Below are 24,178 nucleotides of genomic sequence, written 5' to 3'. Positions count from 1 at the left end.
CTAATCATCTTGCCTTGCACCATCAGCATTGATTCACCGACATCGACACTTAGTCACCTGCCGAAGTACCAATTTCGTTGTATGCAATTTTTTCCCCGTTCATTGTTACATTCCTCAGACTCACTTTCTGTGCATGACTGATGCTGTTTCCCTTCTTTACTCCTTTGAATTCTGAGTTGTCAAGATGGATGTCATAGATACATTCCTGCCCTTCGATGCCCTGCAAGAGCAATCCGTATTTCGATGAAGTACAGCTCATTTCCGACAAATAAACATGGCGCACCACCGGATAAAGCGTGTCTGTTCCTTCCTTTTTAATATCGTAGTTACAATTAATACGCAAAACGGCTTCTTTCACCTCTCCAATTTCGATCTTACGAACGTAAATGTTTTCGATAATACCACTGCGGTTGGAGTTGGTCTTTATACGAATGGCGCGATCGAGCTCAGGACTGTCCATCTTACAGTTTTCGACAAAAATATTGCGGGCACCTCCCGAGATCTCACTGCCAATTACCACACCTCCATGCCCGTTTTTCATAAAACAGTTGCGTACCACAATGTTTTCCGATGGTCGGGCGGCCACAATACCATCGCGGTTACGTCCCGATTTGATGGCAATACAGTCGTCGCCGGTGTTGAAATAACAATCTTCGATCAGCACATTTTTGCATGATTCAGGATCACAGCCATCGTTGTTGGGCCCCAGGCTGTTAATGGTCACCCCGCGAACGATGAGATTCTCACAAAACACGGGATGAATTACCCAGAAAGGGGCATTTTCGATGGTCAGCTCTTCAATCAGCACATTCTTGCATTCGATGAAATTGATGAATTGCGGACGAAGATAAAAGCCTTCCCCCATGCGACGCTCCTCTGCAGGTATTCCTTTGGCATTGTATTCTTTTAAAGCCGGGCGTGCGTGCGGGAGCAACTGACTGGGATCTCCTTCTTTCCAGCCATATTCCTTACGGCCTTTCCAAATCCACCAGTCATCTTCAGAAGCATTTCCCTGTAATTTTCCCTTTCCTGTTACAGCAATATTTTGCTGATTCCGGGCATAAATCAAGGGAGAATAGTTATAGCAGTCAATTCCTTCCCACCGGGTGTAAACCAGCGGCAAATAGTCGGCCGGATCGACAGAGAACAACAACGTTGCTTTTTCGTGTAAGTGAAGATTGACATTCGAAAGCAAATGAACCGGTCCGGTGTAGAACGTTCCTTCAGGAACCAGCACCTTTCCCCCTCCATTTTCATGACAGGCTCTTACTGCATTGTTAATTGCTTCAGTATTATTGCTTTTCCCGTCGGCTATTGCTCCATAGTCGGTAATAACATAAACCGCTTCGGCAAATTCTGGTTCAACAATCTGTGAAAGGACGGTATCCAGACGTTCCCATTGGTCTCCGGCTATTTCAGCTTTACCACTGTTACAAGCAACAGCAAACAGAAACACAGCTACAAACAAAGTTAACACCTTGAGCATATCTTTTCTTTTTTTAATCATCACTTTCAATTTTAAATTCTTTCAACAAGCAATAAAAATAGCATTTTTTGAAGAGTAGTGATTTTTTCTCTTTTAATTTCAACCCCATTACACAAATTGTTAAGATATGACTTGCACAACTGGCGGCCTAAAAACCGATCTATATTGAACCCTGATGAATGATTATGGTTATTAAGCCTGCAGACTACCACTGATTTTATACTTGAAGATTAATTGTAAATTGCTTGTTCTTTCGTAATATCATCTTTAAATTAACCTTTAGTCTGAAACTTTAAATTATACAAGGATGAAACAGCTTCTTTTAATTGTGTTGATTTTTGTGGCAGGAGCATGTGCCACCGTGCCTTTAACAGGCAGAAAACAAATAACAGCCATCCCTTCAAATGAAATAATTGCTTTAAGCAATGACAGCTACCAACAAGTATTATCTGAAAGTAAACTATCGTCAAACAGCCAGCAAAGTGAAGCGGTTAAAAGAGTTGGCCTTAGAATAAGCAAGGCGGTTGAGCACTACATGAGGTCTCAAAACCTGTCCGATCGGCTTGACGGTTATGCATGGGAATTTAACCTCATCGAAGGCGAGCAGCTCAATGCATGGTGTATGCCAGGTGGCAAAATCGTTTTTTACGAAGGAATTATGCCTGTATGCCTTAATGACAATGGCATTGCCGTAGTAATGGCCCATGAAATTTCACATGCCCTGGCACAACACGGTAACGAACGCATGTCGCAACAACTGGCCCTCCAATTGGGTGGCATGGCTTTATCAGAAGCCCTGGCACAACAAAAGGAAACGACACAACAACTGGCCATGGCTGCATTCGGACTTGGCTCACAGGTAGGCATTATGCTGCCATACAGCAGAAAACACGAGGTGGAAGCGGATGAACTCGGCCTTTATTTTATGGCCATGGCAGGATACGATCCACGAGAAGCTCCTGCTTTTTGGGAGCGTATGCTTCAGGCCGGAAGCAGCAATGTGCCCGAATTCCTGTCAACCCATCCCCAGCCTGAAAACCGAATCGCCAATATGAACAAGGCCATGGATAAAGCCATGGAGTTTTACATCGAAAGCCAGCAATAAAGCAGGCCACCTCTGTTTGTGACTTATGTCACACAGCAATCTATGTTCTACGACATTTGTGGAGAAATCATGTTTTTTACCTTTATTTTTCACGAACATTAAAAAATATAGATTGTTAAATAGATTATGTTTACTCATAATCGGAATTAAACTTTAAAACTAACCAATATGAAGCTACACGAGTTCCAGTCGAAGGCACTACTACAAGCCGCTGGCATTCCTGTTCCCAGAGCAATTAATGTTGAATCGCCTGACGAAGTGGCCGAAGGACTAAAAAAACTCGGTCTGCAAAGTGGTGTAATCAAAGCACAGGCATTTACAGGAGGAAGAGGAAAAGCAGGCGGAATTAAATTTTTTAACTCGGTTGACGAAGCAGTTTCTTACGCCAGCGATATGATCGGGATGACCCTGGTCACCCATCAAACGGGCCCCGAGGGAGTAAAAATACACTCTGCCATGCTTGCCGAAGAAACCGACATTGAGCAGGAACTTTATGTAGCCATCTTACTCGATCGCGCCAAGGTGAACCCTGTCATCATGGTTTCGCCCGACGGGGGCATGGACATCGAAGAAGTTGCTTCCAAAACACCCGAAAGAATCCTGAATCTTTATCCCGAATTCGGTAAGCCACTTGACAGCCAACTCATTGAAAAAGCTGCTGCATTCCTGGGTTTAAAGGGCGATCTGGAAAAACAATTTGCCGACATACTCCCTAAATTATACCAGGTTTATCTCGATCGCGATGCCACGCTGGTGGAGATCAACCCAATGGTAATTACCCCTGAGCAAAAAATAAGTCTGCTCGATTGCAAGTTCGACATCGACGACAATGCGGCCTACCGCCAACTCGATACAGGTGCTGATCCCAATGCCGAAAAAACCGAAGCTGAAATGGAAGCAGCACGCTACGACATGAGTTACATTACCCTCGACGGAAACATTGGCTGCATGGTCAATGGCGCCGGACTGGCCATGGCCACCATGGACTCTATCAAGCACAACGGCGGAGAACCAGCCAACTTCCTCGATGTGGGCGGGTCGGCCACCGAGGAGGCAGTCACCCAGGCTTTTGGAATCATTTCGAGTGATAAGGCCGTTGAGTGCATTCTGGTAAATATCTTTGGTGGCATTATGCAATGCGACACCATTGCCAACGGCATTGTGGCCGCTGTTCAGAAAACAGGACTCAAACTCCCGCTGGTAGTTCGCCTCGAAGGCACCAATGTGGAGCTAGGAAAAGAAATCATCAAAAATTCGGGACTGAACATTATTAGTGCCGATAACCTTGATGATGCAGCAAAAAAAGCAGTTTCAGTAATCCAAAAATAGTGCGTAACCATGTCAATACTTGTCAATCAAAATACCAAACTCATAACACAGGGAATAACCGGCAAAGCCGGTCTGTTTCACACCCTTCAGTGCCACCAATATGGTACCAGGGTGGTGGGCGGTGTTAATCCCCGGAAAGCAGGCACTTCTGTAGAAGGATTTCCTGTATTTGGAAGTGTAAAAGATGCAGTAAGCCAAACCGGTGCCAATACCACCATGATTTTTGTCCCGGCACCCTATGCTGCCGATGCCATCATCGAGGCAGCCGATGCCGGAATTGAACTCATTGTGGCCATTACCGAAGGCATTCCCGTTCGCGATATGCTGAATGTACATCATTATCTGAAGAACTCAGACAGTATTCTGGTCGGCCCCAACTGCCCGGGAGTTACCACTGCCGGTGTAGCCAAGGTTGGAATCGCACCCGGTTTTATTCACCAAAAAGGTAAAATTGGCATCGTTTCACGCTCGGGCACCCTTACCTACGAAGCTGTTCACCAAACCACCCTTACCGGACTGGGACAAACCACGGCGGTTGGAATTGGTGGCGACCCGGTTCACGGGCTCAACCACATCGACGTGATTAAAATGTTTGAAGCCGATCCCGAAACCGAAGGCATCATTCTTATTGGCGAAATTGGTGGAACCGACGAGGAAGAAGCAGCCGAATACATCCGCTCGAACGTTAGCAAACCGGTTGCTGCCTTTATTGCCGGAGCGTCGGCTCCCAAGGGAAAACGCATGGGACACGCCGGTGCCATCATCAGCGGATCGAAAGGAACTGCTGCCAGTAAAATCAAAGCACTCGAAAATGCCGGAGTATTTGTCGCTCAAACGGCAGCCGACATTGGCCACCAAATGTGCCTTGCCCTGCGCGAAAGAACAGGAAAATGCCACTGCAATAAAGAAGAAGATTGCAAATATTAATTTGTACAGGCATCACCCATAACACACGAGCTGTCCACCACCAACGGACGGCTCTTTTTTTTGTAAAAAAACAGGCGGTACAAATGCCACACTTTTCTATAACTAAAAAGAGCCGCCCGTAAGTTAACGAACAGCTCTTTACTATTTTTTCCAGTGTCCGGTATCCCGAATCCGGCAACCGACACTACTTCAGCTTTGCAAAAACTTTTTTCATGCTAATGGCATCGCCAATCATCACTCTCAACTGTTCGATGGCAACCCGTTCCTGCTCCATGCTGTCGCGGTGGCGCAAAGTAACCGTTCCATCTTCAATCGTTTGATGATCAACTGTAACGCAGAACGGAGTTCCAATGGCATCCATGCGACGGTAGCGCTTGCCAATCGAGTCCTTTTCGTCGTACATACAATTAAAGTCGAACTTCAGTTCATCGATGATTTCACGAGCCTTCTCTGGCAGTCCGTCTTTCTTCACCAGCGGCATCACGGCCAGTTTTACCGGAGCCAAAATGGCCGGCAGTTTCATCACCACACGTACATCGGTACCACCATTGGCCGTCGCAACCTCTTCTTCGCAATAACTGGCGGCTACCACCTGCAAAAACATACGATCAACCCCAATCGAAGTTTCCACAACATAAGGAACATACGACTTGCCCTCTTCTGGGTCGTAATATTGAATTTTCTTACCCGAATACTCCTGATGCTGGCTTAAATCGAAATCGGTTCGCGAGTGAATGCCTTCCACTTCCTTGAATCCAAAGGGGAATTTGTATTCCACATCCACCGCAGCATTGGCATAGTGTGCCAGTTTTTCATGCTCATGGAAACGGTAGTTTTCTTCACCAAAGCCAAGGGCCTGGTGCCAGCTCATGCGCGTTTCCTTCCACTTTTCGAACCAGTCGAGCTCGCTTCCCGGCTTCACAAAAAACTGCATCTCCATCTGCTCAAATTCGCGCATGCGGAATATAAACTGACGGGCAACAATCTCGTTCCTAAAGGCTTTACCAATTTGTGCAATACCAAAAGGCAGTTTCATCCGCCCTGTTTTCTGTACATTCAGATAATTCACAAATATACCCTGCGCTGTTTCGGGTCGCAGGTATATTTTCTGGGCTCCGTCGGCGGTACTGCCCATTTCGGTGGCAAACATCAGGTTGAACTGGCGTACATCGGTCCAGTTCTTCGTACCCGAAATCGGGCAGGCAACCCCCTCGTCAATAATGATCTGCTTTAACTCAGGCAGGTCGTTGTTGTTCAGCGCATCTGAAAAGCGCTGATGCAGTGCATTCCATTTTTCCTGATTTGCCAAAACCCGTGGGTTCGTCGTTTTAAACTGTTCCTCGTCGAAAGCATCGCCAAAGCGCTTTTTCGCCTTTTCTACTTCCTTGTCAATTTTGGCCTCAATCTTGGCCAACGCTTCTTCAATAAGCACATCGGCGCGGTAGCGTTTCTTCGAATCCTTGTTGTCGATCAGCGGATCGTTAAACGCATCTACGTGTCCCGATGCCTTCCAAATGGTAGGATGCATAAAAATAGCCGAATCGATTCCCACCACATTTTCATGCAGCATTACCATCGAATCCCACCAGTATTTCTTGATGTTATTTTTTAGCTCGACGCCGTTCTGACCATAGTCGTACACAGCTCCCAAACCATCGTAAATTTCACTACTTTGAAAAACATACCCATATTCCTTGCAATGGGCCACCAGTTTTTTGAAAACATCTTCAGCCATAACGTGTTGCTATCTTTTGAAATTGAGGGCGTAAAAATAGGATTTTTCTTCAGATAATCGACATAAACAGTGCGATTTAAGACAAAGGTAATCATCCAACACCCGCGCGGTCTCCTGCTTCCTCCTTCTGTCTCCACACTTCCAGGTTCCATTTTCCCGCCTCCATCTTCAAACTGAAAGTACATTTTGTCTTTCATCTTTTGTCTATAGTCTTATGTCTATCCTTTGGCGGCCTCACGGGCTTTTCGCTATAGCTGCCGCGGCGCAGCCCGTGTTTCACTGCTCGCAAAAAGCGCTCATTTCAATCGCATTTTTGCTCCCGTTCAACATCGGCCGGCGCCACGGCAGGCTGCTGCTCCAATCCCGGGCCGTCGCTCAGTACAGAAAGCCAAACAACCACAATGGCAACACGTTGTCAAAACCGGTTTCAATGTCGTCCATGACCAAAAAAGCACGATCAACATCCTGAATCTGACTTTTCTTTTTGTTTTTTCCGCCAATCTCGAAGGTGTACTTTCCATCGACCATAAAATCCGACTCAGGTGCTGCGCTTACGCGGTGAACCTGGCTTAGCTGATTGTAGAAAAAGGTCTCCCTCAAGTACCCAACATCAGCCTGAGATCCGGTTAAGGCATAAATCAGGTTGGTATTTTGCAGGTACATTTTCTCGGGCTTTCCCAAATTATTTAAGCCTTTCGACTTTGGATACAAGCGCAACAACAGTTCGGCATCGCTCAAATACCCGATATAATTCTTCATGGTATTCAGGCTGATTCCGCTTTTCTGACTAATTGCAGTATAGTTGGGTTTGAACGTAACCGAGCCCACAATGATTTGCAATAATCGTTTCAACAAAACGATGTTCGATGTTTGAATTTGTTCAAACTGAGGAATATCCACGTCGAGTATCTGCTGTATCGACTGTTCCAGTTTTGACAGAAATGATTTTTTATTTTCAAGATAAAACGGATAGTAACCATATTTCAGGTAAGAAGTAAAATATGAGAGTGGTTTAATTTTAGAACAAATATTGCCCGATATCAGCCGGTGATTTTCCAATAGATCAACCAGTTCCATCCGGGGAAAATCTATTCCGCTTTCAAATTTTATGAATTCCCTGAACGACAGACCGGCCATTTTATACATCACAGCCCTTCGGCTTAAATCGGCTTTTCCCTTCTTTAGTTCGAGCAACGACGATCCGGTAAAAACGACTTTTAATTCAGGAAAATCATCATAAATGTTTTTCAACTCAACCGACCAGTTGGGATAACGGTGCACTTCGTCGAGCACCAACAGCTTGCCCCCTTTTTGGTAAAACGATTCCGCAAAGTCGTACAACTTGTTGTCAATAAAATAGAGGTGATCGAGCGATGTATACAACACAGCATCGTTCAGCAGATAGCCTTTTTTCAGGTGTTGCAACAACAGGGTTGTTTTGCCAACACCGCGCGCCCCGGTAATTCCAATGAGCTGGTTGTCCCAGTCAATATCCTGTTCAAACTCGCGCATCGTTTTAATTTGAGTACGGGCATACTTTTCGGTAAATCGTTGAATTAAAACGTCCATTGTCTTGTTTTTTATCAACACAAAGATAGTTTTTATTCAATAATTGATTAATGCGTTGATTGATTTATCTTCTTTCCCATCAATACATTGATCGTTTTTTTCTCTTTTTGATCAATACACTGCTGCTTTAGCTTCTTTACAATTCAAGCAATAGGAAGTAATTAATTTCAATGATACCCCGGGAGCTATTAAAATATCCCATCACATCCTCCTTCAACAATTGTTTCATATAATTTATCCTTAGTCTGAATGACATCCTCGGCCACCGCGCGTTTCTGTTACTGATATTCTATCCTCAATGGATCCTTACCTTGGCCGTAGTAAGATTGATGCCGGTTCCTCCCGCTTTCTTTTAGCTGATAAGAAATAACCTGCCAATTTATCAACTGTATAAGATCCGACTTCCCGCCTGGATGTTATCTCCCGTCCATGGAATCGTTTTTATTACGAAAATTTTCGTAATAAAATTTGCATCTACGAAAAGAGTCGTATATATTTGTACGATAAATTTCGTAACAAACTTTCATCATGACTGCAAACACAACGCCTACTGCGGCTGAGCTCGAAATACTAAACTTACTGTGGCAACAACAACCACTGACAGTTAAAGACGTTCACGAAAAGCTGAGTGCCACAAAAGATGTAGGTTACACCACCACCCTGAAAACCATGCAGAACATGCATACCAAGGGTTTGCTAAGCCGGAAGCCCAACGGCAAAAGTCACCTGTACGAAGCCGTATACAAACAGGAAGAAACGCGCAGCAAACTGCTCGATCGTTTTCTTGATTCAACATTCTCAGGCTCTGCTTCATCGCTCGTCATGCAATTGCTTGGCAATAAAAAAACCAGCCGGAAGGAGCTTGACGAGATCAAAAAAATAATCGAACAAATGGAAAACGATTAACATAAACAAAGATGAACCTCTCCGTACTCAGCATATCACCCGTATTTGTCGAAGCCATTGGCTGGACACTGATCCACTCCTTATGGCAGGGTGCACTCATTGCCCTGGCATTAACCATCTTAATGCTTTTGCTCCGACGAAACAGCGCACAACTACGTTACCTGCTGGCTTTTTTTTCCCTCCTCATACTCACCGGATGGGCGGCTTTCACCTTCAGCAATGCCTTCCGCTATGCCAATGAGAAGGCCGAATTAAAAGCCCTGATCGAAGCCAATCCGCAATACATTTCGACCCTTCTGCTCGATCAAAATTCCGATAGAGCAACCACAACCCATACCATCGATGCAAAAATTAATTTTGAATGGTTGAAAGTACGCAGCTTTTTACAACGTCATTTTCACCTTGTTTTTCTATTCTGGGTTTTGGGCATGGTAATTCTTGTTTTACGGATGCTTGGCGGCATGCTTTATGCCCGCCGACTGCGAAATCATCAACTCATCCCGCTGGGCAGCGACTGGATCGAGGTGGTTAACAATTACTCAGAAAGACTGGGTATCCAACGAAAAGTCAAGGCCTTCTTTTCACCCCTAGCCAAAGGCCCTATGACGCTGGGGACCTTCAAACCGGTCATTCTTTTCCCCGTGGCTGCCTTTACAGGCCTTGCCGTTAAAGACATTGAAGCCATCATTGCCCACGAGCTGGCACATGTACTTCGTCACGACTACTTCTTTAATATAATACAATCAGCAGTTGAAATTCTCTTTTTCTATCATCCTGCGGTATGGATGATTTCAGCACAAATCAAGGCCGAAAGGGAAAACAGCTGCGACAACATCGCCATCGGACTGACAGGCGATAAACCCGCCTATATTAAGGCGCTGGCCAAAATACAAATAACAACCGTGGAGCAGGAGCGTTTAGCCATGGCTTTTGCCTCACACAAAACAAGCGTACTACAACGCATTAAACGTTTACAAAAACAAGTAGCTATGAAAACAAACTTTATCGAAGGACTGATAGCAGCCGGTGTGCTGGTAATTGGTCTGAGCCTGGTATCATTTACCATGGGCAACAAAATTCACCCTCAGATGGTTCCCGTAGAAGTGAATCAGATGAGCGAACCTGCACCTGTTAAAACCTGGACTGCACCTGCCGTCGATAGTGTGCGTCATACACTTGATGAGAATCTTGAAAAAGCAGTTGAGGTAGCCTGGTCGGAAGAAGATGATGCCCTGTCGGCCGAAATGATGGAAGAGATCAACAAGGTTCTGGCCGAACTCGACATTGAAGGCATAGTACACGAAGCCATGAGAGAGGCATCGAGAGCCCTTGAAGAAATTGACCACGAAGCCATCAGGAAGGAAATTGAAAGCGAGATCGACCAGGAGGAAATCCGTCGTGAAATGCGGGAGGCACGTCGCGAAATTGAAGCAGCCCGCCGCGAAATACACGAGGAAATGCGCCGTGAAATGGAGAACGACAATGTCCCCGAAGAAGTAATCCGCTTATCGGTCGATGCCGCCGAAGCCGGACTGAAGATCGCTGAAACAGTACTTGAAAACATTCCTCTGGAAGAAATCATCGAAACAGCACTCACCGGAGTCGACATCGCTTTTGATGCTTTGAAGGAAATCGACTGGGACGAAGTGAGTATCGAAAACGACAGTCTGAGCGAAGAAGACATCGAACGGCTCAAAGCGCAACTCGAGGACAAGGAAAAGGAGTTGAAACAAGCAAAAGAAAAATTGAAACAAAAGGAAAAAGAACTTAAAAACAAATAAGCAGAAGCAAAAAACACCTAAGAATAAGCCGGGCTAATTTCCCGGCTTTTTCTTTTTTGACACCAACTTATCTGGCTATTTACACCTGCCCTGAAAACCATTCACATGCCAAATTGAACCATTCACTCAATTTTTCCGGCCATCCAATCAAAAAATTATTCATTTAGTGGAACATGATTTACCTTTGTCATCTGAATTTATATCAAAGCACTATGAACTATTCATACGAGGAGTATAATCTGATGGTCGACAAAAATGATGGTAAAGTATCAAAACTGGTGAAAGTTGTTTATGCACTGGTGTTGTTTATTGCAGCTTCATTTATTCTTCTTTTATTTGAAGATGTAGTTAAGCTCAATATCTACCTGGTTTACCTTGTTGCAGGAATTATTCTTGGACTAAGCGTAATCATCTTTCTTGATATTTTCTCAAAACGGAATCAATAAGTATCCATTCGCTTATTGTCTTTCAATAAAACAACAGCCATTATCACAATCGCTGCTGTACATTTTGCTGAACTTGAAATAGCCCCGCAAATTATATTTCTCCCCTTCAACAGGTAATAGAAGTCCCCTGACAGGGTCAAAATAACGATAAAGCTGCAAAAAATGCCCCCCAAAAGAGGCTGTCACTTTCAATAGTTTTACCGCAGTTTTATTTATTATCAACCCTAACCATCAACCAATATTCTGTTGCATGAAACAAAATCAACAAAAACTACCCTTCAGGGAAAAATTTTCCTATGGTTTTGGCGATCTCGCCTCTGTGCTTTACTGGCAAACCTTCATGTTGTATTTCACCTATTTTTATACCGACATATTTCTGATTCCGGCTTCGGTGGCAGCCACCATGTTTTTGGTAAGCCGTATTTGGGATGGAGTTAATGACCCTTTAATGGGTATCATTGCCGACCGAACCAAAACCAGATGGGGAAAGTTTCGTCCCTATTTGCTTTGGCTGTGTGTTCCCTTTGCTGTTGCAGGAGTACTGGCATTTTCGGTACCTGACTTCGAGCTCAGGGGCAAAATCATCTATGCCTACATTACTTTCATGCTCATCATGATGTTGTACACGGCCATCAACATTCCCTACACCGCTTTACTCGGGGTAATCACACCCAACTCACAGGAACGCACTTCCCTGTCGCAGTTTAAATTTCTCTTTGCCTTTGCAGCCGGCATCATTGTATCGGCCACGCTGCTGCCCATGACCAAAACACTGGGTGGCGGAAACGATGCCAAAGGCTGGCAATTGTCGTTTGTTATTTACGGGATTGCTGCCATCATCTTCTTCCTGATCACCTTTAGAAACACAAGAGAAAGAATTCAACCTCCAAAGAACCAGCAAGCCTCCATCAAAAAAGACCTGAAAGAACTGGTAACCAACCGGCCCTGGCTGATTTTACTGGCTACCACCATTACCTTCATCCTCTTTGTGGCAGTGCGAAGCAGTGTAACCGTCCATTACTTCAAATATGTAATTGGAGAACAGGAACTCACCTTACCCTTTTTATCAACACGCACTTATTCTTTTGAAACCCTCACCTCGGCCTATAACACCATAGGACAAATCGCCTCCTTCATTGGCGTTTTGCTTATTGCCTTTATTTCAAAGCGCATCGGAAAAAAACGCAGCTTCATCACCCTGTTTGTTATTTCCATTTTCAGCACGGCCATACTTTATTTCCTCACTGCCGACCAGCTGGGATGGATTTTCTTCTTTCAGATTACAGGATCTGCAACCGGAGGTCCACTAAGTGTTCTCCTTTGGGCTATGTATGCCGATACAGCCGATTATGGCGAATGGAAAAGGGGCCGAAGAGCAACCGGCTTGGTTTTCTCAGCATCAACCATGTCACAAAAATTCGGCTGGGCCTTTGGTGCTTTCGTTGCACTGAACCTCATGTCGCAGGTAGGCTTCGAACCCAACCAGGCTCAGAATGCCGAAAGCCAAAGGGGTTTGCTGCTGCTTTTTAGCCTCATTCCGGCAGCCATGGGCGTATTGTCAATTATCATTTCCTTACTTTATCCACTCAGCGAAAAACGGGTTCAGCAAATCGAAAACGAACTGGCAACACGCAGAGAGAGTCAGGAATAAACAATATAACAGTTCATACAATTCACAAAACAATGAGTAATACAATTATTGGAAAAGCACTTCCCAACATTCCCTGGGAAGAAAAACCAGCCGGCTGCACCGAGCTAGTCTGGCGATACAGCGGCAATCCCGTAATCGGATGGAACCCAATACCAAAAGCAGCCAGAGTATACAATAGTGCCATTGTTCCCTTCGGCAAAGGCTATGCAGGTGTTTTCAGGGCCGATCAAAGAAACGGGCGCGCAACGCTCTTTGCAGGGCGCAGCAACGATGGTATTCACATTGATCTCCATCCCGATCCCATCGATTGGGTAGATGAAAACGGGCAGCCGGCTCCAACCAGTTACGCCTACGATCCACGTGTACTTGAGCTCGACGGTGTTTTCTACATTACCTGGTGCGACGACCTGCACGGAGCTTCCATCGGCATGGGCAAAACCACCGACTTTAAGACCTTTGTACGCATGCCCAATCCACTGATGCCCTTTAACCGCAACGGCGTACTATTCCCCCGAAAAATCAATGGAAACTATTGGCTGCTAAGCCGGCCCAGCGACAGCGGGCACACGCCTTTTGGAGATATTTTTGTCAGCCAGAGCCCCGATCTCGTTTATTGGGGCAGGCACCAGCATGTTATGAGCAAAGGCGGACAGGGATGGTGGCAGGGTACCAAAATTGGTGCCGGCCCGGTACCCATCGAAACGACCGAAGGCTGGCTCTTGTTCTACCACGGCGTCTCGGGAACCTGCAACGGCTTTGTTTACAGCTTTGGTGCCGTACTGCTCGACATCGACAATCCGGCCAAAGTACTGTATCGCACCCGCGACTACCTGCTCACACCCGAAGTAAGCTACGAAACTACGGGCTTTGTTCCCAACGTTGCCTTCCCGTGTGCCAATTTATACGATGCCCAAAGCGGACGAATTGCCATCTACTACGGGGCAGCCGACACCTATACAGCCATCGCCTTCTGCCAGGTAGATGAACTGCTTGCTTACATGAAAAATAATTCAGAAGTTTTTTAAACTCAGGGAAACAGTCATTGGTCACTAAGCCATTAGTGAAAGAACACATCTAATGACTTAGTGACTATTTCCCAATGTCTTAATGACTACAAGATGCAATACGGACACTTCGACGATCTGAAAAAGGAATATGTAATCGACCGGCCCGACACGCCCAAATCGTGGAGCAACTATCTGGGATCGACCGAATATGGAGCCATCATTACCAACAATGCCGGAGGTTATAGTTTTTATAAGTCGGCAGCACGTGGTCGCTTTATGCGGCTCCGCTTCAATGGGGTACCCATGGATCAGCCCGGCCGTTATTTTTATCTGCACGACAGGGATAAAAAAGACTACTGGTCGACATCGTGGCAACCGGTCGGAAAACCACTCGACCAGTATAGGTCGGTTTGCCGGCACGGCACGGCTTACACCATTATTGAATCGGAATATGACCTGATCAAAAGCGAAGCCTGCTATTTTGTTCCACTGGGTAGGAACTTTGAAATATGGAAGTTGAAAATTACCAACAACGATACGCAAAAGCGAAGTCTAAGGCTGTTTACCTATGTTGAATATGCCAATAACTGGCATCAGTTGCAGGATCAGTTCAACCTTCAATATACCCAATATATTCTGCGAATGAACGTAGAAGCCAACATCATCGACCACGGCATCAATGTGTCGTTACCCGATGATGGAGGCGAATTTGAAAACCACGACGGAAACCGCCATACCTTTCTGGGAATCAGCGGAGCCGGGATCAGCGGATTCGATACCGACCGGGATCAGTTTCTGGGCCCCTATCGTTCCTATCACAATCCACTCGCCGTAGAAAAAGGCACCTGCTCCAACTCACTGGCATACGGCGACAACGGCTGTGGCGTTCTACAGGTCGATGTTGAATTACAGGCCGGCGCAACAAAAGAACTGGCTGTAATTATGGGAATTGGCAAAGCTGAAAGGGAAGGGAAAGCTGCTCTTCGCGAATTTAGCTCGATGAAAGCTGTCAACAAGGCCTTTGATCAGCTGGTTAAAAGCTGGCACGATCGGATCGAGGGATTATGGGTTGAAACCCCCGATCCCGAATTCAACAGCATGACCAACATGTGGAGCCCCTTTAATTGTTTGATGACCTTTGCCTGGTCGCGTGCTGCGAGCCTGGTATACAGTGGCGAACGCGACGGATTGGGTTACCGGGATACCGTTCAGGACATTCTGGGCGTTTTGCATACGATACCTGATGAAGCACGAAAACGGCTCGAATTAATGCTTACAGGGCAATGTGCAAACGGAGGTGCCCTGCCTGTAGTGAAAACCTTTTCGCACCAACCGGGACATGAAAAGGCTCCCGACGAAAAAGACTACCGATCAGACGATGCACTTTGGCTTTTTAATGCCGTACCTGCCTATGTGAAAGAAAGCGGAAACATCGATTTCTATTTCAAAGTATTACCCTTTGCCGATGAAGGAGCAGCCAGTGTTTTGGAACATTTGCGCCGTGCCATCGAATTCAATCTGAATCGCAGCGGCTCGCATGGTTTGCCCTGTGGCTTACAGGCCGACTGGAATGACTGCCTTGAGCTGGGACATAACGGAGAAACTGTTTTTGTGGCCATGCAAGTCCGCTTTGCCCTAAGAACCTACATTGAAATCAATCGCCTGATAGGTGATGAAAATGAGATAAGCTGGGCCGAAGAACAACTTACTCAGCTCGACAAAAACATTGATCAACACTGCTGGGACGGCCAATGGTACGTAAGGGCTTTTCGCTTTGACGGTACAGTGTATGGTTCCTCGTCGAACAAGGAAGGCAGTATATGGCTCAACCCTCAAAGCTGGTCGGTATTGAGCGGCCATGCAAGCAAACAAAAAGCACTAAGCGCCATGCAGGCAGTACACGAGCAGCTGGCAAGTGACTATGGCATCATGGTTTGTGCACCTCCCTATGTTGAAACGGATCATAAAATTGTAAAGGCACCGCTTTTCAATCCCGGCATGAAAGAAAATGCTTCGATATTTTCGCACACCCAGGGCTGGGCCGTTATGGCCGAAGCCCTTGCGGGGAATGGCAACAGGGCCTACAACTACCTGCGTGCCTTTATGCCTGCGGCCTACAACAACAAGGCCGAAATCAGGCAAATCGAACCTTATGTTAACTGCCAGTTTACCCACAGCATTTACAGTCCGCGCGTAGGTGCTTCGCGTTTGCCCTGGCTTACCGGAGCAGCCACCTGGAGCTATTATGCGGCAGCCACGGCCATTTTAGGCATTCAACCTGAATACAACGGCCTGCGTATTGATCCCTGCATTCCCTCTCATTGGAAAAGCTTTCGTGCCAAACGACGATTCCGTGGAAAATTTTTCGATATTACTGTTTACAATGAAAACGGAGCACAGAAGGGCATTCAAAAAATGATAGTGAATGGAAACGAAATTGAAGGTAACCTGATTGCAGACTGCATTATGGACGAGCAGAACCATGTTGAAGTTTTTATGCCATAAGGAGGAAATCTCTTCCTTCGGTTTTTCCTTTACTGATCAGGAAGGCCCTGATTTTTTCTCGGGCTCCCCAGTTACCCACATACGAAAGGATAAAGGCAGGAGCATCCCAGTTAAAAGCTTTAAAATGAATACAGCAGGCATCAACAAGCTTCCGTTCCTTTACATCAATGTAACCTTCGATCCATATTCCCTTTTCCATTAACATACCGGCCCGTTGTCGCGAAAGCCGTCCTGCTCCCCAAACCCAGATATAAGGGTGATCGTTTTCAAGCAGCCACCTGCTCAGATAATCTGTTTTGATGCGATAAAATGCTTCGCTGCGGTACCTGCTGTCGCTTCGTGTAAGCCGATGATCTGAGTCGTACCAGCTGAACAATACTTCGGGTACTTTCTGAATATTCACTCCGGCGGCAATCCATCGCAGATACATTTCATAATCCTCGGGAAAATCGCCATGGCGATAGCCCCCTGCTTCGTCGAGCAATTTGCGGCGAAAAAGCACCGTAGGGTTAATTACCGGTGCTTCGATAAAACAATTTTCTCTCACCTGGCCTGGACTTTGGACACTGTTAACCCACTCAACATAGCGGCTCAGCCCTTCTGTACCTTCACGATGTCCGACATGCCTGACCAGACAGGAGGCAACTCCGATGTGTGGATTTTTTTCAAGCAAGTCAAGCTGTCTCATTAAGCGGTCGGGGTGCGAAAAATCATCGGCATCCATGCGCCCGATATAGGTACCGCGGGCAACACTATTTCCTGTATTGGCAGCAAAAGCAACCCCTTGCCGCTCTTCATCAAGTAAAATAATGCGTTCATCTTCACGCTGAAGGCTGCGGGCAATGTGCTCACTTCCATCATCCGAATTATTATTTACCAGTATTAACTCGAAATTGGAATAACTTTGCCGAAGGATGCTGCGAATGGCTCTCTCCAATGTTGCCGCTGCATTGTAAAAAGGAAGAACAATCGATACTTTGGGTTTGTTTCCAGACATTAACGGGTCAGTTCTCTGAATACGTTTTCTACACTTCGTGCCTGTTCACTGAGGGTAATGATGGTCCATTTTCGTTTTACGGCTTCCCTGAACAACAGGGGGCGTATGTCGTCGGCTACATCTGAGTGAATCAACCATTCTCCATCAGGCAAAGCCTCGGCTGTGGCAACAAAAGGCAGCATTTCGAGCTGCTGTGCATTTATCGTTTCAAGAACAGCCAGTTTGACCTGCTGCGCTGTCGCTGTTGACAGGGATCTGATTTTAGATGTTGGCCCTTCAGCCACCAGTTGCCCTTTGTGAATAATGATTACACGGTTACACACCGCCTCCACTTCCTGCATAATGTGGGTTGAGAGCATCACTGTTTTTTCCTTGCTGATGTTTCTCACCAGCTGCCTTATTTCTTCGAGTTGATTGGGATCGAGGCCGGTGGTTGCTTCGTCGAGAATCAGTACACCGGGATCGTGAATCAGCGCCTGTGCCAAACCGACCCGCTGCCGGTATCCTTTCGAAAGGGCACCGATTTTTTTGGATGCTTCAGCCCCAAGGCCTGTCATCTCAATCACCCTTTCAACCTGTTGCTTCTTGTTTTTCAGCCGGTAAAAACCAGCTGCCAGATGAAGGTATTCCCTGATGTACATCTCGGGATAGAGCGGATTGTGCTCGGGCAGATAGCCAATATGGGCACGAAAAGCTGCCTTTTGTCCATCTACTTGCTGGCCATCGATCAAGGCCTGTCCGCTATCGGCTGGCAGGTAACCGGTCAGTATTTTCATCAGGGTTGATTTTCCTGCACCATTGGGCCCAAGAAAACCAAGCACCTCACCCGACCTGACTTCAAAACTAAGCTGGTCCAGCGCCAGTTGGGAGCCGTAGCGCTTACTGATGTTCTTAACCTGAATCGACATAGCACAAAGTTAAACAGTTAAAATGAATTCAACGAATCACTTCCATTTTCATTGTATCCCATTATGATCTATAACAAGCAATATCAGTAAAGGCCTGTAAATCGAAAAAAGGGAACTACCCAACAGCACTTCCCTTGTATCTTATCAATCAGCCAACAAGCATTAGTTGTAATTCATCTCTCCAAGGAGTTCACCACGTTCGTTAAAACGTTTCCAAATGCCTTTCTTATCGCCTTTTTTATAGTTCATTTCAACTCTTAGAATGCCGTTTTCATCCCAAATTTTCCATGTTCCGTCTTTTTTTCCCTCGTCGTATTGAGCTTCGGCAATTTTAATTCCCTTTTCATTATAGGTTTCCCAGCGTCCGTCCATCACATTGTCTTTGTACGAACGTATTTCTTTTATACTGCCGTCTTCAAAATAAAGTTTGGTAATCCCGTCTTTCTTGCCCTCATCCAGTTTCATTTCCACCTTAAGCTGAAAATTATCGTAGTAACTCTTATAGGTTCCCGACCAGGGTGTTGAATCGGCATAGTAAATACCGTCAATTTCCTTAATGTATTGCGCTGTAGCAACAGTCCCAATCAGGAAAATAAAAATCACAATTGCTGCTAAACTTTTCATATCTGCCTCCTTCTTCTTTTACTAGTATGTATCTTTCATCAATCTTTTTAGAATCGACCCGGACAATTTAAAAAGCCGTCTGATATTAAGTGCCTGGCCTATTTTTATTCGCCTCATCGCGTTTCTTCACTTAAGGCAAACTTAACAAAAAACCTTATTGCTTAACAAATATTTAACGTTAAGCTTTTATTCAGGCGGTGAGATTTAATATTGCATCCTGCTTTAAAAGTAGTAAAAAGCCGCTGCTCATGAGCAACGGCCTGCTGAGTCAATACAAAAATGATAGCGAAAACTATCTTTTTGCTATTGTATTTTCAACTCCCCTTACCGGGGCTAGTTTGCAAAACAAATCAAAGCCCAACACCAATCCAGTTCCATCCTGAAATGTCGACCTTGGTACCGGTATAAGTTGCCGCAGGATCAGCCGTTGCACCATCGATGATCACATTTTCAAGCGGCCCCTTGTCTTTCATATCGATGTTCTTCTCGTATCCTTCGAGGAACAGGTTGTTGATGGTAGCTCCTGATTCCTTTTTGAACTGGAGTGCTGTACCGCCAACTGTTGAAATGGCAGTTACATTTTCGAATTTAGGATTGTTGTTTACCTTATCTCCCTCGAAGGCAGTAGAGAAACCTTCGATGGTGTGCGAAATATAGGTATTCACAACCGTTCCGTTCCATCCTTCGGTCCAGTCAACAGCATCGTCTTCGAGATTTTCGAGATAGATATTGTTTACATTCACTGTTCCGCCAAAGAATTCAACACCATCGTCCGATCCGTCAAAAACAGCCACATTGTCAATCACAGTTCCTGATCCGACTGCGTACAACGAGATGCCATTGTATTGCGATTCGGAGTTGATCTGGGCACCGGTTCCCTTAATCACCAGGTATTCGATCGATCCGGAGTTATCGTCATCCTGGCTTCCACCATAGATAAAACCACCTACTTCGGCCTCGGCACCTGTACCTGCTGTGGTAGTCGCTTTTCCACAAATGGTCAAACCGCCCCAGTCGCCAGGAGCACTCAAATCGGATGCAATGACCACCGGGTTGTCGTTCGTTCCGTTGATGAAAATCTTTCCACCCATCAGCACAGCAAGGTACACTTCGGTACCACCAGCATCGGCGTGGATTTTAGTGCCGGCCGGAATGGTCAGTGAAGCACCATCCTGTACGATGTACGAACCGGTCAATCGGTAGGTTTTCGAAGCATCGAGTGTTACATCATCTGTCACATTTCCCGATAAAACTTCAACCTCGGCCAGTTCGGCACCTACCCAGGTCCACGAGCCCGGATCGACTGTTGCTTCATTATTGTAGCTGCGTGCCGGATCGGCTGTTTCGCCTTCAATAATTACATTTTCAAGCGGACCTCCGTCTTTCATGTCAACACTTACAGCGTATCCACTCAACGACAGGCCGGTAATGGTTGCTCCCGATTCCTTTTTAAACTGTAGGGCAGTTCCACCAGTTGTTGAAACTGCTGTAAGATTGATCAGTTGAGGATTATTGTTGGTTTTATCGGCCTCAACCACTGTTGAAAATCCTTCGATGCTGTGTTCAACGTAAGCATTGCTAACCGTACCATTCCAACCTTCGGTCCAGTCGATGGCATCATCTTCGTTGTTTTGAAGGAAAAGATTGCTTACCGAAACGGTTCCTCCAAAAAATTCGACACCATCGTCCGATCCATTGATCACGGCCACATTTTCAACCTTTGTTCCTGAGCCTACGGCATAGAATGAAATTCCATTGTATTGCGATTCAGAGTTAATCTGGGCACCAGTTCCCCTGATCACCAGGTACTCAATTGAGCCGGAATTATCGGCATCTTCGCTGCCGCCATAGATAAAACCACCTACTTCGGCCTCGGCACCTGCTCCGGCAGTGGTAGTGGCCTTACCACAAATGGTCAATCCGCCCCAGTCTCCTGGGCTGGCATTGGCCGATGACATCACCACCGGGCTGGATGCTGTTCCTTCAATATTTATTTTTCCACCCATTAAAACGGCAACATATACATCGGTCCCACCGTCGATGGCCTCAATATTGGTTCCTGCCGGAATGATCAGGGTAATGTCTTCGGGCACAATAAATGCACCGGTCAGCTGATAAGTTACTGTTGCATCAAGGGTGTAGTCTTCGGAAAGTTCACCTTCCATTACCCCTTTTTCAAGATTTTCGATTACCTCATCTTTAAGAATCGGATCGTCACCGTTACAACTGCTGAGAAGAACGGCAGCCATAAAGGCCATACTTAATACTTTCATCATTGTTTTTTTCATTTTGCTATAAATTTTAAGAGTTGAGCTCATTGATAATTTTTAATTCAAATTGATTTTTAGTCCAAGATTTATGGCCATCCCTTTACGATACGAACTCACCACATCGGTAAAAGCTTCGCCCGACAATGGTTTGATTTCCTGAGTTTGCCTGATTTCGGGATTTAGCAGGTTTTTACCCGACAACCTGAACGATATGCGTTCGGATAACTGGTACGACAACACCAGGTCGAGCGAGGCAAAACCCTTTTCGATGATTTCGCTGTTAAACAGTGTTGCACTGTTTTCATAGTCTTCGGGGGCACCCAATGCAAGCACCTTGTCGGAAGAATAATTTCCGGCCAACGTTGCCGAGAATTCCCTTTCCTTGTTATTGCTGTAGCTCAAGGCCACATTGGCAATTAACCCGGCAGCGCCCTGCAAACCGGCAGTTTCCTTGTTGTTATAGCGGAACTCTTCAAGCAAATCCTGGTTAAACCACATTTTGGTTGTATTCAGAACAAGGCCCAGCCCGGGCTCACTGGTCGTAGTGGCTTTGATCAGTTGCAGGCGGGTTTCAAATTCAAGCCCGTAAACCTGCGCCCGATCACCGGTATTTTCATAAATAAAGTTTCCTGATGAACCCCGTGCCTGTGCCAGGTTAATGGGGTCATTAATCTGTTTGTAAAAACCAGTGACAGAAACCAGTTCCTTATTAGCTGGAAACAATTCATACTTCAGATCAAGATGGTAGTTTACCGACTTTTTCAGATCGGGATTTCCTTTGGTGACACGGCCTGTTGGCGATACGTACTCAAAGGGGGCTAATTCTTTAAACTCGGGCAGGGTATTTGTTTTTCCAGCTGCCAGTCGCAACGCACTTTTCTCAGTGATATCGAATCGGAGGTTCAGTGCCGGTAAAACATTTGGATAACTTTTGGAAACACTTCCCTTACGACCAACATAGTTGGCCACGTCCCAGTCGACATTGATTTCATCGTGCTCAAAACGAAGTCCGGCAGAGCCACTCAGCTTTTCCATTTTAAAACCCAGATTGGCATAAGCTGCATAAACAGCCAGCGAAGCAGTGTAAACGTCAGCCTTACGGTCGCGCATGATCAGTTCCCTGCTTTGATAAAGCTCCTGATTGAGCAAGGCTTCATCCAGATTATCGACCGACTGCACCTGAACACCTTTTGCACGTACCCCGATGAAGGTCGATGTGAAATCGCGCTCCTTGTAGCGGGCATTGATACCATAAATGAGCTTCAACGATTTTTCGTCGTTGCCCAGCAGAAATTTCTCATGTTTCAGGTAGCCGTTGCTTTCATAATCAACAATGTCCTGCGATGACTTTCGCTGCTGAAAATCGCCTACATGGGCAAACTGAACCGTATTTTCGTCCATCAGGTTTACCTCATTACGTATGCGCAGGGGTTCTCCCGCATTCACATGGTTGTAGGCCAGTGCCCAAGTAAGCCGGTCTTTTTCATTCAGCTGATGGCTCCCCAAAAGCTGGTTGACATATAAGCGGGTTACTTTCAGGTTTTGATCTCTTACAAAGGCACCATTTTCCTGCGGATCCTGATCGAATACATAGCCTTCGCCATTACGGCCCTGTTCGTACAAAACATCGTTGATGCGGTATATCATCAGGCTGTTATAGATGATCCGGGTTCCGGGCTTCAACTGGTAGCTCAGGTTCAGTAAGGCTGTCGTATTGATTTTTGTACTGAATGTTTCAGCATCGCTAAACGAATTATCCAGCACATTCGACCGGTACTTTTTATAAATTCCGATCTGATAATCCGACTCATTTTCGTGCGCCAGGGTAGCAAAAAGCGTAAGATCCTTATTGAAAAGCTTCAACTTTGTACCTCCGCCAATTTGCAGACTCCGATCGATGGGAAGCTTCCGCTCAGCAGTATTCCAGCTTTGATCTGTTATGGCAGTTTCAGGAGTTAAATCGTTCCGGTAAAAGCCCAGCGTCAGATCATCCATGTTGCGGCTTGTTTTAAAAGTATTCCATACTCCGCCGGAAAGAACATTCATATTGGACCCCGTTGACAGGTCCAGTGCCAGTTTTTCAGCAGCAGTTTTTGAACTGATATCGACCGAGCCCGATGACTGATCGCCATATTTTTCGGCGGTGTAGGTTTTCGAGATTCCCACATTTTTAATAATGTCGATTGAAAACAGGTTCAGATCGATGTTCTTCTTTTCAACATCATCCGAAGGAACCGGCAGGCCATTCATGGTGGTCGAAAGATAACGATCGCCCAGCCCCCTTATAAATACATCGCCCGAGCCTTCGTTTCGGGTCACCCCGGCTATTTTTGAGGTGGCCGATGCTGCATCCGACACACCCATGCTTGACAAACGTTGTGCACCAATGCTTTCCTTAATCTCATCAGCCTCCTTCTGATCCATCAAAAGCAGGGTCTCCGATTCACGGTTGGCACGTGCAACAATCTTTACTTCCTCAACCTCAACAACGGCTTCTCCCAATTTAAAGTCGAGCACTTTTTCCTCATCTTGAGTAAAACTTACCCCCTCAGTGATTCCGGGAGCATACGAAATGAAGGATGCTTTGATAGTATAAGTTCCGGGAGGAATATTTTTGATCTCAAAATTTCCGTCAAAATCGGTCATTGCCCCAATGGTGGTACCATCTAATATTACCGAAGCTCCCACAATGGTTTCGCCGCTAAGCTCATCACTCACATTTCCACGCAGAACGGCCTTTTGTGCATAAGAACCCAGGGTAATTATAAGCAACAACACCAGGCCCGTAATTTTTCTTCTCATGCCTAATTCTTTAACAATTTTTTGTATTAACTCAACGCTGCAATGTTATCCCGGCCATTTAAGCTGAAAGCTATGCAGGTGTTAAAAAATGCATAGCTTTCGGGTCCGCCTGGTTAAAATGATTTTAAAT

17 protein-coding genes are annotated in these 24,178 nt (G+C 45.8%); 9 read left to right on the top strand and 8 right to left on the bottom strand.

Translation table 11 applies throughout. From position 1 onward, the window contains the following. Positions 1 to 49: 49 nt before the first annotated feature. The gene (locus tag FHS86_RS02185) at positions 50 to 1,507 is read right to left on the bottom strand and encodes a glycoside hydrolase family 28 protein (protein WP_429410656.1); all 1,458 of its coding nucleotides are present in this window, start codon (positions 1,505 to 1,507) and stop codon (positions 50 to 52) included. Positions 1,508 to 1,793: 286 nt separating this feature from the next. Here FHS86_RS02185 and FHS86_RS02180 point away from each other — a divergent pair, with 286 nt between their 5' ends. The 3 genes from FHS86_RS02180 (at position 1,794) to sucD (ending at position 4,847) form a co-directional block, all read left to right on the top strand. Next, a complete protein-coding gene (locus FHS86_RS02180; protein WP_429410654.1) occupies positions 1,794 to 2,591 on the top strand; it encodes a M48 family metallopeptidase in 798 nt (265 codons plus the stop codon). Between the two features lie 168 nt (positions 2,592 to 2,759). Next, positions 2,760 to 3,920 carry an ADP-forming succinate--CoA ligase subunit beta gene (gene sucC, locus FHS86_RS02175; protein ID WP_429410652.1) on the top strand — a complete coding sequence of 387 codons (1,161 nt, stop codon included), beginning with the start codon at positions 2,760 to 2,762 and terminating at the stop codon, positions 3,918 to 3,920. Between the two features lie 9 nt (positions 3,921 to 3,929). After that, entirely contained in the window at positions 3,930 to 4,847 is a 918-nt protein-coding gene (gene sucD / locus FHS86_RS02170) for a succinate--CoA ligase subunit alpha (protein ID WP_429410650.1), read from the top strand. Between the two features lie 184 nt (positions 4,848 to 5,031). On the opposite strand, the gene FHS86_RS02165 is transcribed toward sucD, so the two are convergent. Continuing rightward, complete coding sequence (locus FHS86_RS02165; RefSeq protein WP_429410648.1) at positions 5,032 to 6,582, bottom strand: glycine--tRNA ligase; 1,551 nt, start codon at positions 6,580 to 6,582, stop codon at positions 5,032 to 5,034. Positions 6,583 to 6,957: 375 nt separating this feature from the next. Continuing rightward, positions 6,958 to 8,151 carry an ATP-binding protein gene (locus FHS86_RS02160; RefSeq protein ID WP_429410646.1) on the bottom strand — a complete coding sequence of 398 codons (1,194 nt, stop codon included), beginning with the start codon at positions 8,149 to 8,151 and terminating at the stop codon, positions 6,958 to 6,960. Positions 8,152 to 8,679: 528 nt separating this feature from the next. On the opposite strand from FHS86_RS02160, the gene FHS86_RS02155 reads away from it, so the two are divergent. The 6 genes from FHS86_RS02155 to FHS86_RS02130 all read left to right on the top strand — a co-directional run bounded on the left by FHS86_RS02155 (position 8,680) and on the right by FHS86_RS02130 (position 16,447). Beyond that, the gene (locus FHS86_RS02155) at positions 8,680 to 9,057 is read left to right on the top strand and encodes a BlaI/MecI/CopY family transcriptional regulator (protein WP_429410644.1); all 378 of its coding nucleotides are present in this window, start codon (positions 8,680 to 8,682) and stop codon (positions 9,055 to 9,057) included. A gap of 11 nt (positions 9,058 to 9,068) precedes the next feature. Beyond that, positions 9,069 to 10,838, top strand: a complete 1,770-nt coding sequence (locus FHS86_RS02150) for a M56 family metallopeptidase (protein WP_429410642.1) — start codon at positions 9,069 to 9,071, stop codon at positions 10,836 to 10,838. Positions 10,839 to 11,050: 212 nt separating this feature from the next. After that, entirely contained in the window at positions 11,051 to 11,284 is a 234-nt protein-coding gene (locus FHS86_RS02145; protein WP_429410640.1) for a hypothetical protein, read from the top strand. A 250-nt stretch (positions 11,285 to 11,534) separates the two neighbouring features. Beyond that, positions 11,535 to 12,935, top strand: coding sequence for an MFS transporter (locus tag FHS86_RS02140; protein WP_429410638.1), 1,401 nt, complete (start codon positions 11,535 to 11,537; stop codon positions 12,933 to 12,935). A gap of 32 nt (positions 12,936 to 12,967) precedes the next feature. Next, a complete protein-coding gene (locus tag FHS86_RS02135; RefSeq protein WP_429410636.1) occupies positions 12,968 to 13,960 on the top strand; it encodes a glycoside hydrolase family 130 protein in 993 nt (330 codons plus the stop codon). A gap of 93 nt (positions 13,961 to 14,053) precedes the next feature. Continuing rightward, the gene (locus FHS86_RS02130) at positions 14,054 to 16,447 is read left to right on the top strand and encodes a GH36-type glycosyl hydrolase domain-containing protein (protein ID WP_429410634.1); all 2,394 of its coding nucleotides are present in this window, start codon (positions 14,054 to 14,056) and stop codon (positions 16,445 to 16,447) included. Here FHS86_RS02130 and FHS86_RS02125 read toward each other — a convergent pair. The 5 genes from FHS86_RS02125 to FHS86_RS02105 form a co-directional block, all read right to left on the bottom strand. Further along, a complete protein-coding gene (locus FHS86_RS02125; protein ID WP_429410632.1) occupies positions 16,437 to 17,444 on the bottom strand; it encodes a glycosyltransferase family 2 protein in 1,008 nt (335 codons plus the stop codon). The two genes, FHS86_RS02130 and FHS86_RS02125, sit on opposite strands and share 11 nt — an antisense overlap. Next, positions 17,444 to 18,352, bottom strand: coding sequence for an ATP-binding cassette domain-containing protein (locus FHS86_RS02120; RefSeq protein ID WP_429410630.1), 909 nt, complete (start codon positions 18,350 to 18,352; stop codon positions 17,444 to 17,446). The genes FHS86_RS02125 and FHS86_RS02120 overlap by 1 nt, the downstream gene beginning before the upstream one ends. 162 nt (positions 18,353 to 18,514) lie before the next feature. After that, positions 18,515 to 18,976 carry a toxin-antitoxin system YwqK family antitoxin gene (locus tag FHS86_RS02115; RefSeq protein WP_429410628.1) on the bottom strand — a complete coding sequence of 154 codons (462 nt, stop codon included), beginning with the start codon at positions 18,974 to 18,976 and terminating at the stop codon, positions 18,515 to 18,517. Between the two features lie 350 nt (positions 18,977 to 19,326). After that, on the bottom strand, positions 19,327 to 21,252 hold the full coding sequence (locus tag FHS86_RS02110) for a hypothetical protein (RefSeq protein ID WP_429410626.1): 1,926 nt from the start codon (positions 21,250 to 21,252) through the stop codon (positions 19,327 to 19,329). Between the two features lie 51 nt (positions 21,253 to 21,303). After that, positions 21,304 to 24,048 carry a TonB-dependent receptor gene (locus FHS86_RS02105; RefSeq protein WP_429410624.1) on the bottom strand — a complete coding sequence of 915 codons (2,745 nt, stop codon included), beginning with the start codon at positions 24,046 to 24,048 and terminating at the stop codon, positions 21,304 to 21,306. Positions 24,049 to 24,178 lie beyond the last annotated feature (130 nt).

Source organism: Roseimarinus sediminis, from assembly GCF_050433125.1.
GTDB classification, from domain to species: Bacteria; Bacteroidota; Bacteroidia; order Bacteroidales; family Prolixibacteraceae; genus Roseimarinus; species Roseimarinus sediminis.
Note: the sequence above shows the minus strand (reverse complement) of the source record. Positions and strands in the feature narration are given on the sequence as shown.

What these genes read in the sequence shown, in the direction of transcription:
- FHS86_RS02185 (WP_429410656.1), bottom strand. Translation starts at nt 1,507, where the DNA reads ATGATTAAAAAAAGAAAAGATATGCTCAAGGTGTTAACTTTGTTTGTA.
- FHS86_RS02180 (WP_429410654.1), top strand. Translation starts at nt 1,794, where the DNA reads ATGAAACAGCTTCTTTTAATTGTGTTGATTTTTGTGGCAGGAGCATGT.
- sucC (WP_429410652.1), top strand. Translation starts at nt 2,760, where the DNA reads ATGAAGCTACACGAGTTCCAGTCGAAGGCACTACTACAAGCCGCTGGC.
- sucD (WP_429410650.1), top strand. Translation starts at nt 3,930, where the DNA reads ATGTCAATACTTGTCAATCAAAATACCAAACTCATAACACAGGGAATA.
- FHS86_RS02165 (WP_429410648.1), bottom strand. Translation starts at nt 6,582, where the DNA reads ATGGCTGAAGATGTTTTCAAAAAACTGGTGGCCCATTGCAAGGAATAT.
- FHS86_RS02160 (WP_429410646.1), bottom strand. Translation starts at nt 8,151, where the DNA reads ATGGACGTTTTAATTCAACGATTTACCGAAAAGTATGCCCGTACTCAA.
- FHS86_RS02155 (WP_429410644.1), top strand. Translation starts at nt 8,680, where the DNA reads ATGACTGCAAACACAACGCCTACTGCGGCTGAGCTCGAAATACTAAAC.
- FHS86_RS02150 (WP_429410642.1), top strand. Translation starts at nt 9,069, where the DNA reads ATGAACCTCTCCGTACTCAGCATATCACCCGTATTTGTCGAAGCCATT.
- FHS86_RS02145 (WP_429410640.1), top strand. Translation starts at nt 11,051, where the DNA reads ATGAACTATTCATACGAGGAGTATAATCTGATGGTCGACAAAAATGAT.
- FHS86_RS02140 (WP_429410638.1), top strand. Translation starts at nt 11,535, where the DNA reads ATGAAACAAAATCAACAAAAACTACCCTTCAGGGAAAAATTTTCCTAT.
- FHS86_RS02135 (WP_429410636.1), top strand. Translation starts at nt 12,968, where the DNA reads ATGAGTAATACAATTATTGGAAAAGCACTTCCCAACATTCCCTGGGAA.
- FHS86_RS02130 (WP_429410634.1), top strand. Translation starts at nt 14,054, where the DNA reads ATGCAATACGGACACTTCGACGATCTGAAAAAGGAATATGTAATCGAC.
- FHS86_RS02125 (WP_429410632.1), bottom strand. Translation starts at nt 17,444, where the DNA reads ATGTCTGGAAACAAACCCAAAGTATCGATTGTTCTTCCTTTTTACAAT.
- FHS86_RS02120 (WP_429410630.1), bottom strand. Translation starts at nt 18,352, where the DNA reads ATGTCGATTCAGGTTAAGAACATCAGTAAGCGCTACGGCTCCCAACTG.
- FHS86_RS02115 (WP_429410628.1), bottom strand. Translation starts at nt 18,976, where the DNA reads ATGAAAAGTTTAGCAGCAATTGTGATTTTTATTTTCCTGATTGGGACT.
- FHS86_RS02110 (WP_429410626.1), bottom strand. Translation starts at nt 21,252, where the DNA reads ATGATGAAAGTATTAAGTATGGCCTTTATGGCTGCCGTTCTTCTCAGC.
- FHS86_RS02105 (WP_429410624.1), bottom strand. Translation starts at nt 24,048, where the DNA reads ATGAGAAGAAAAATTACGGGCCTGGTGTTGTTGCTTATAATTACCCTG.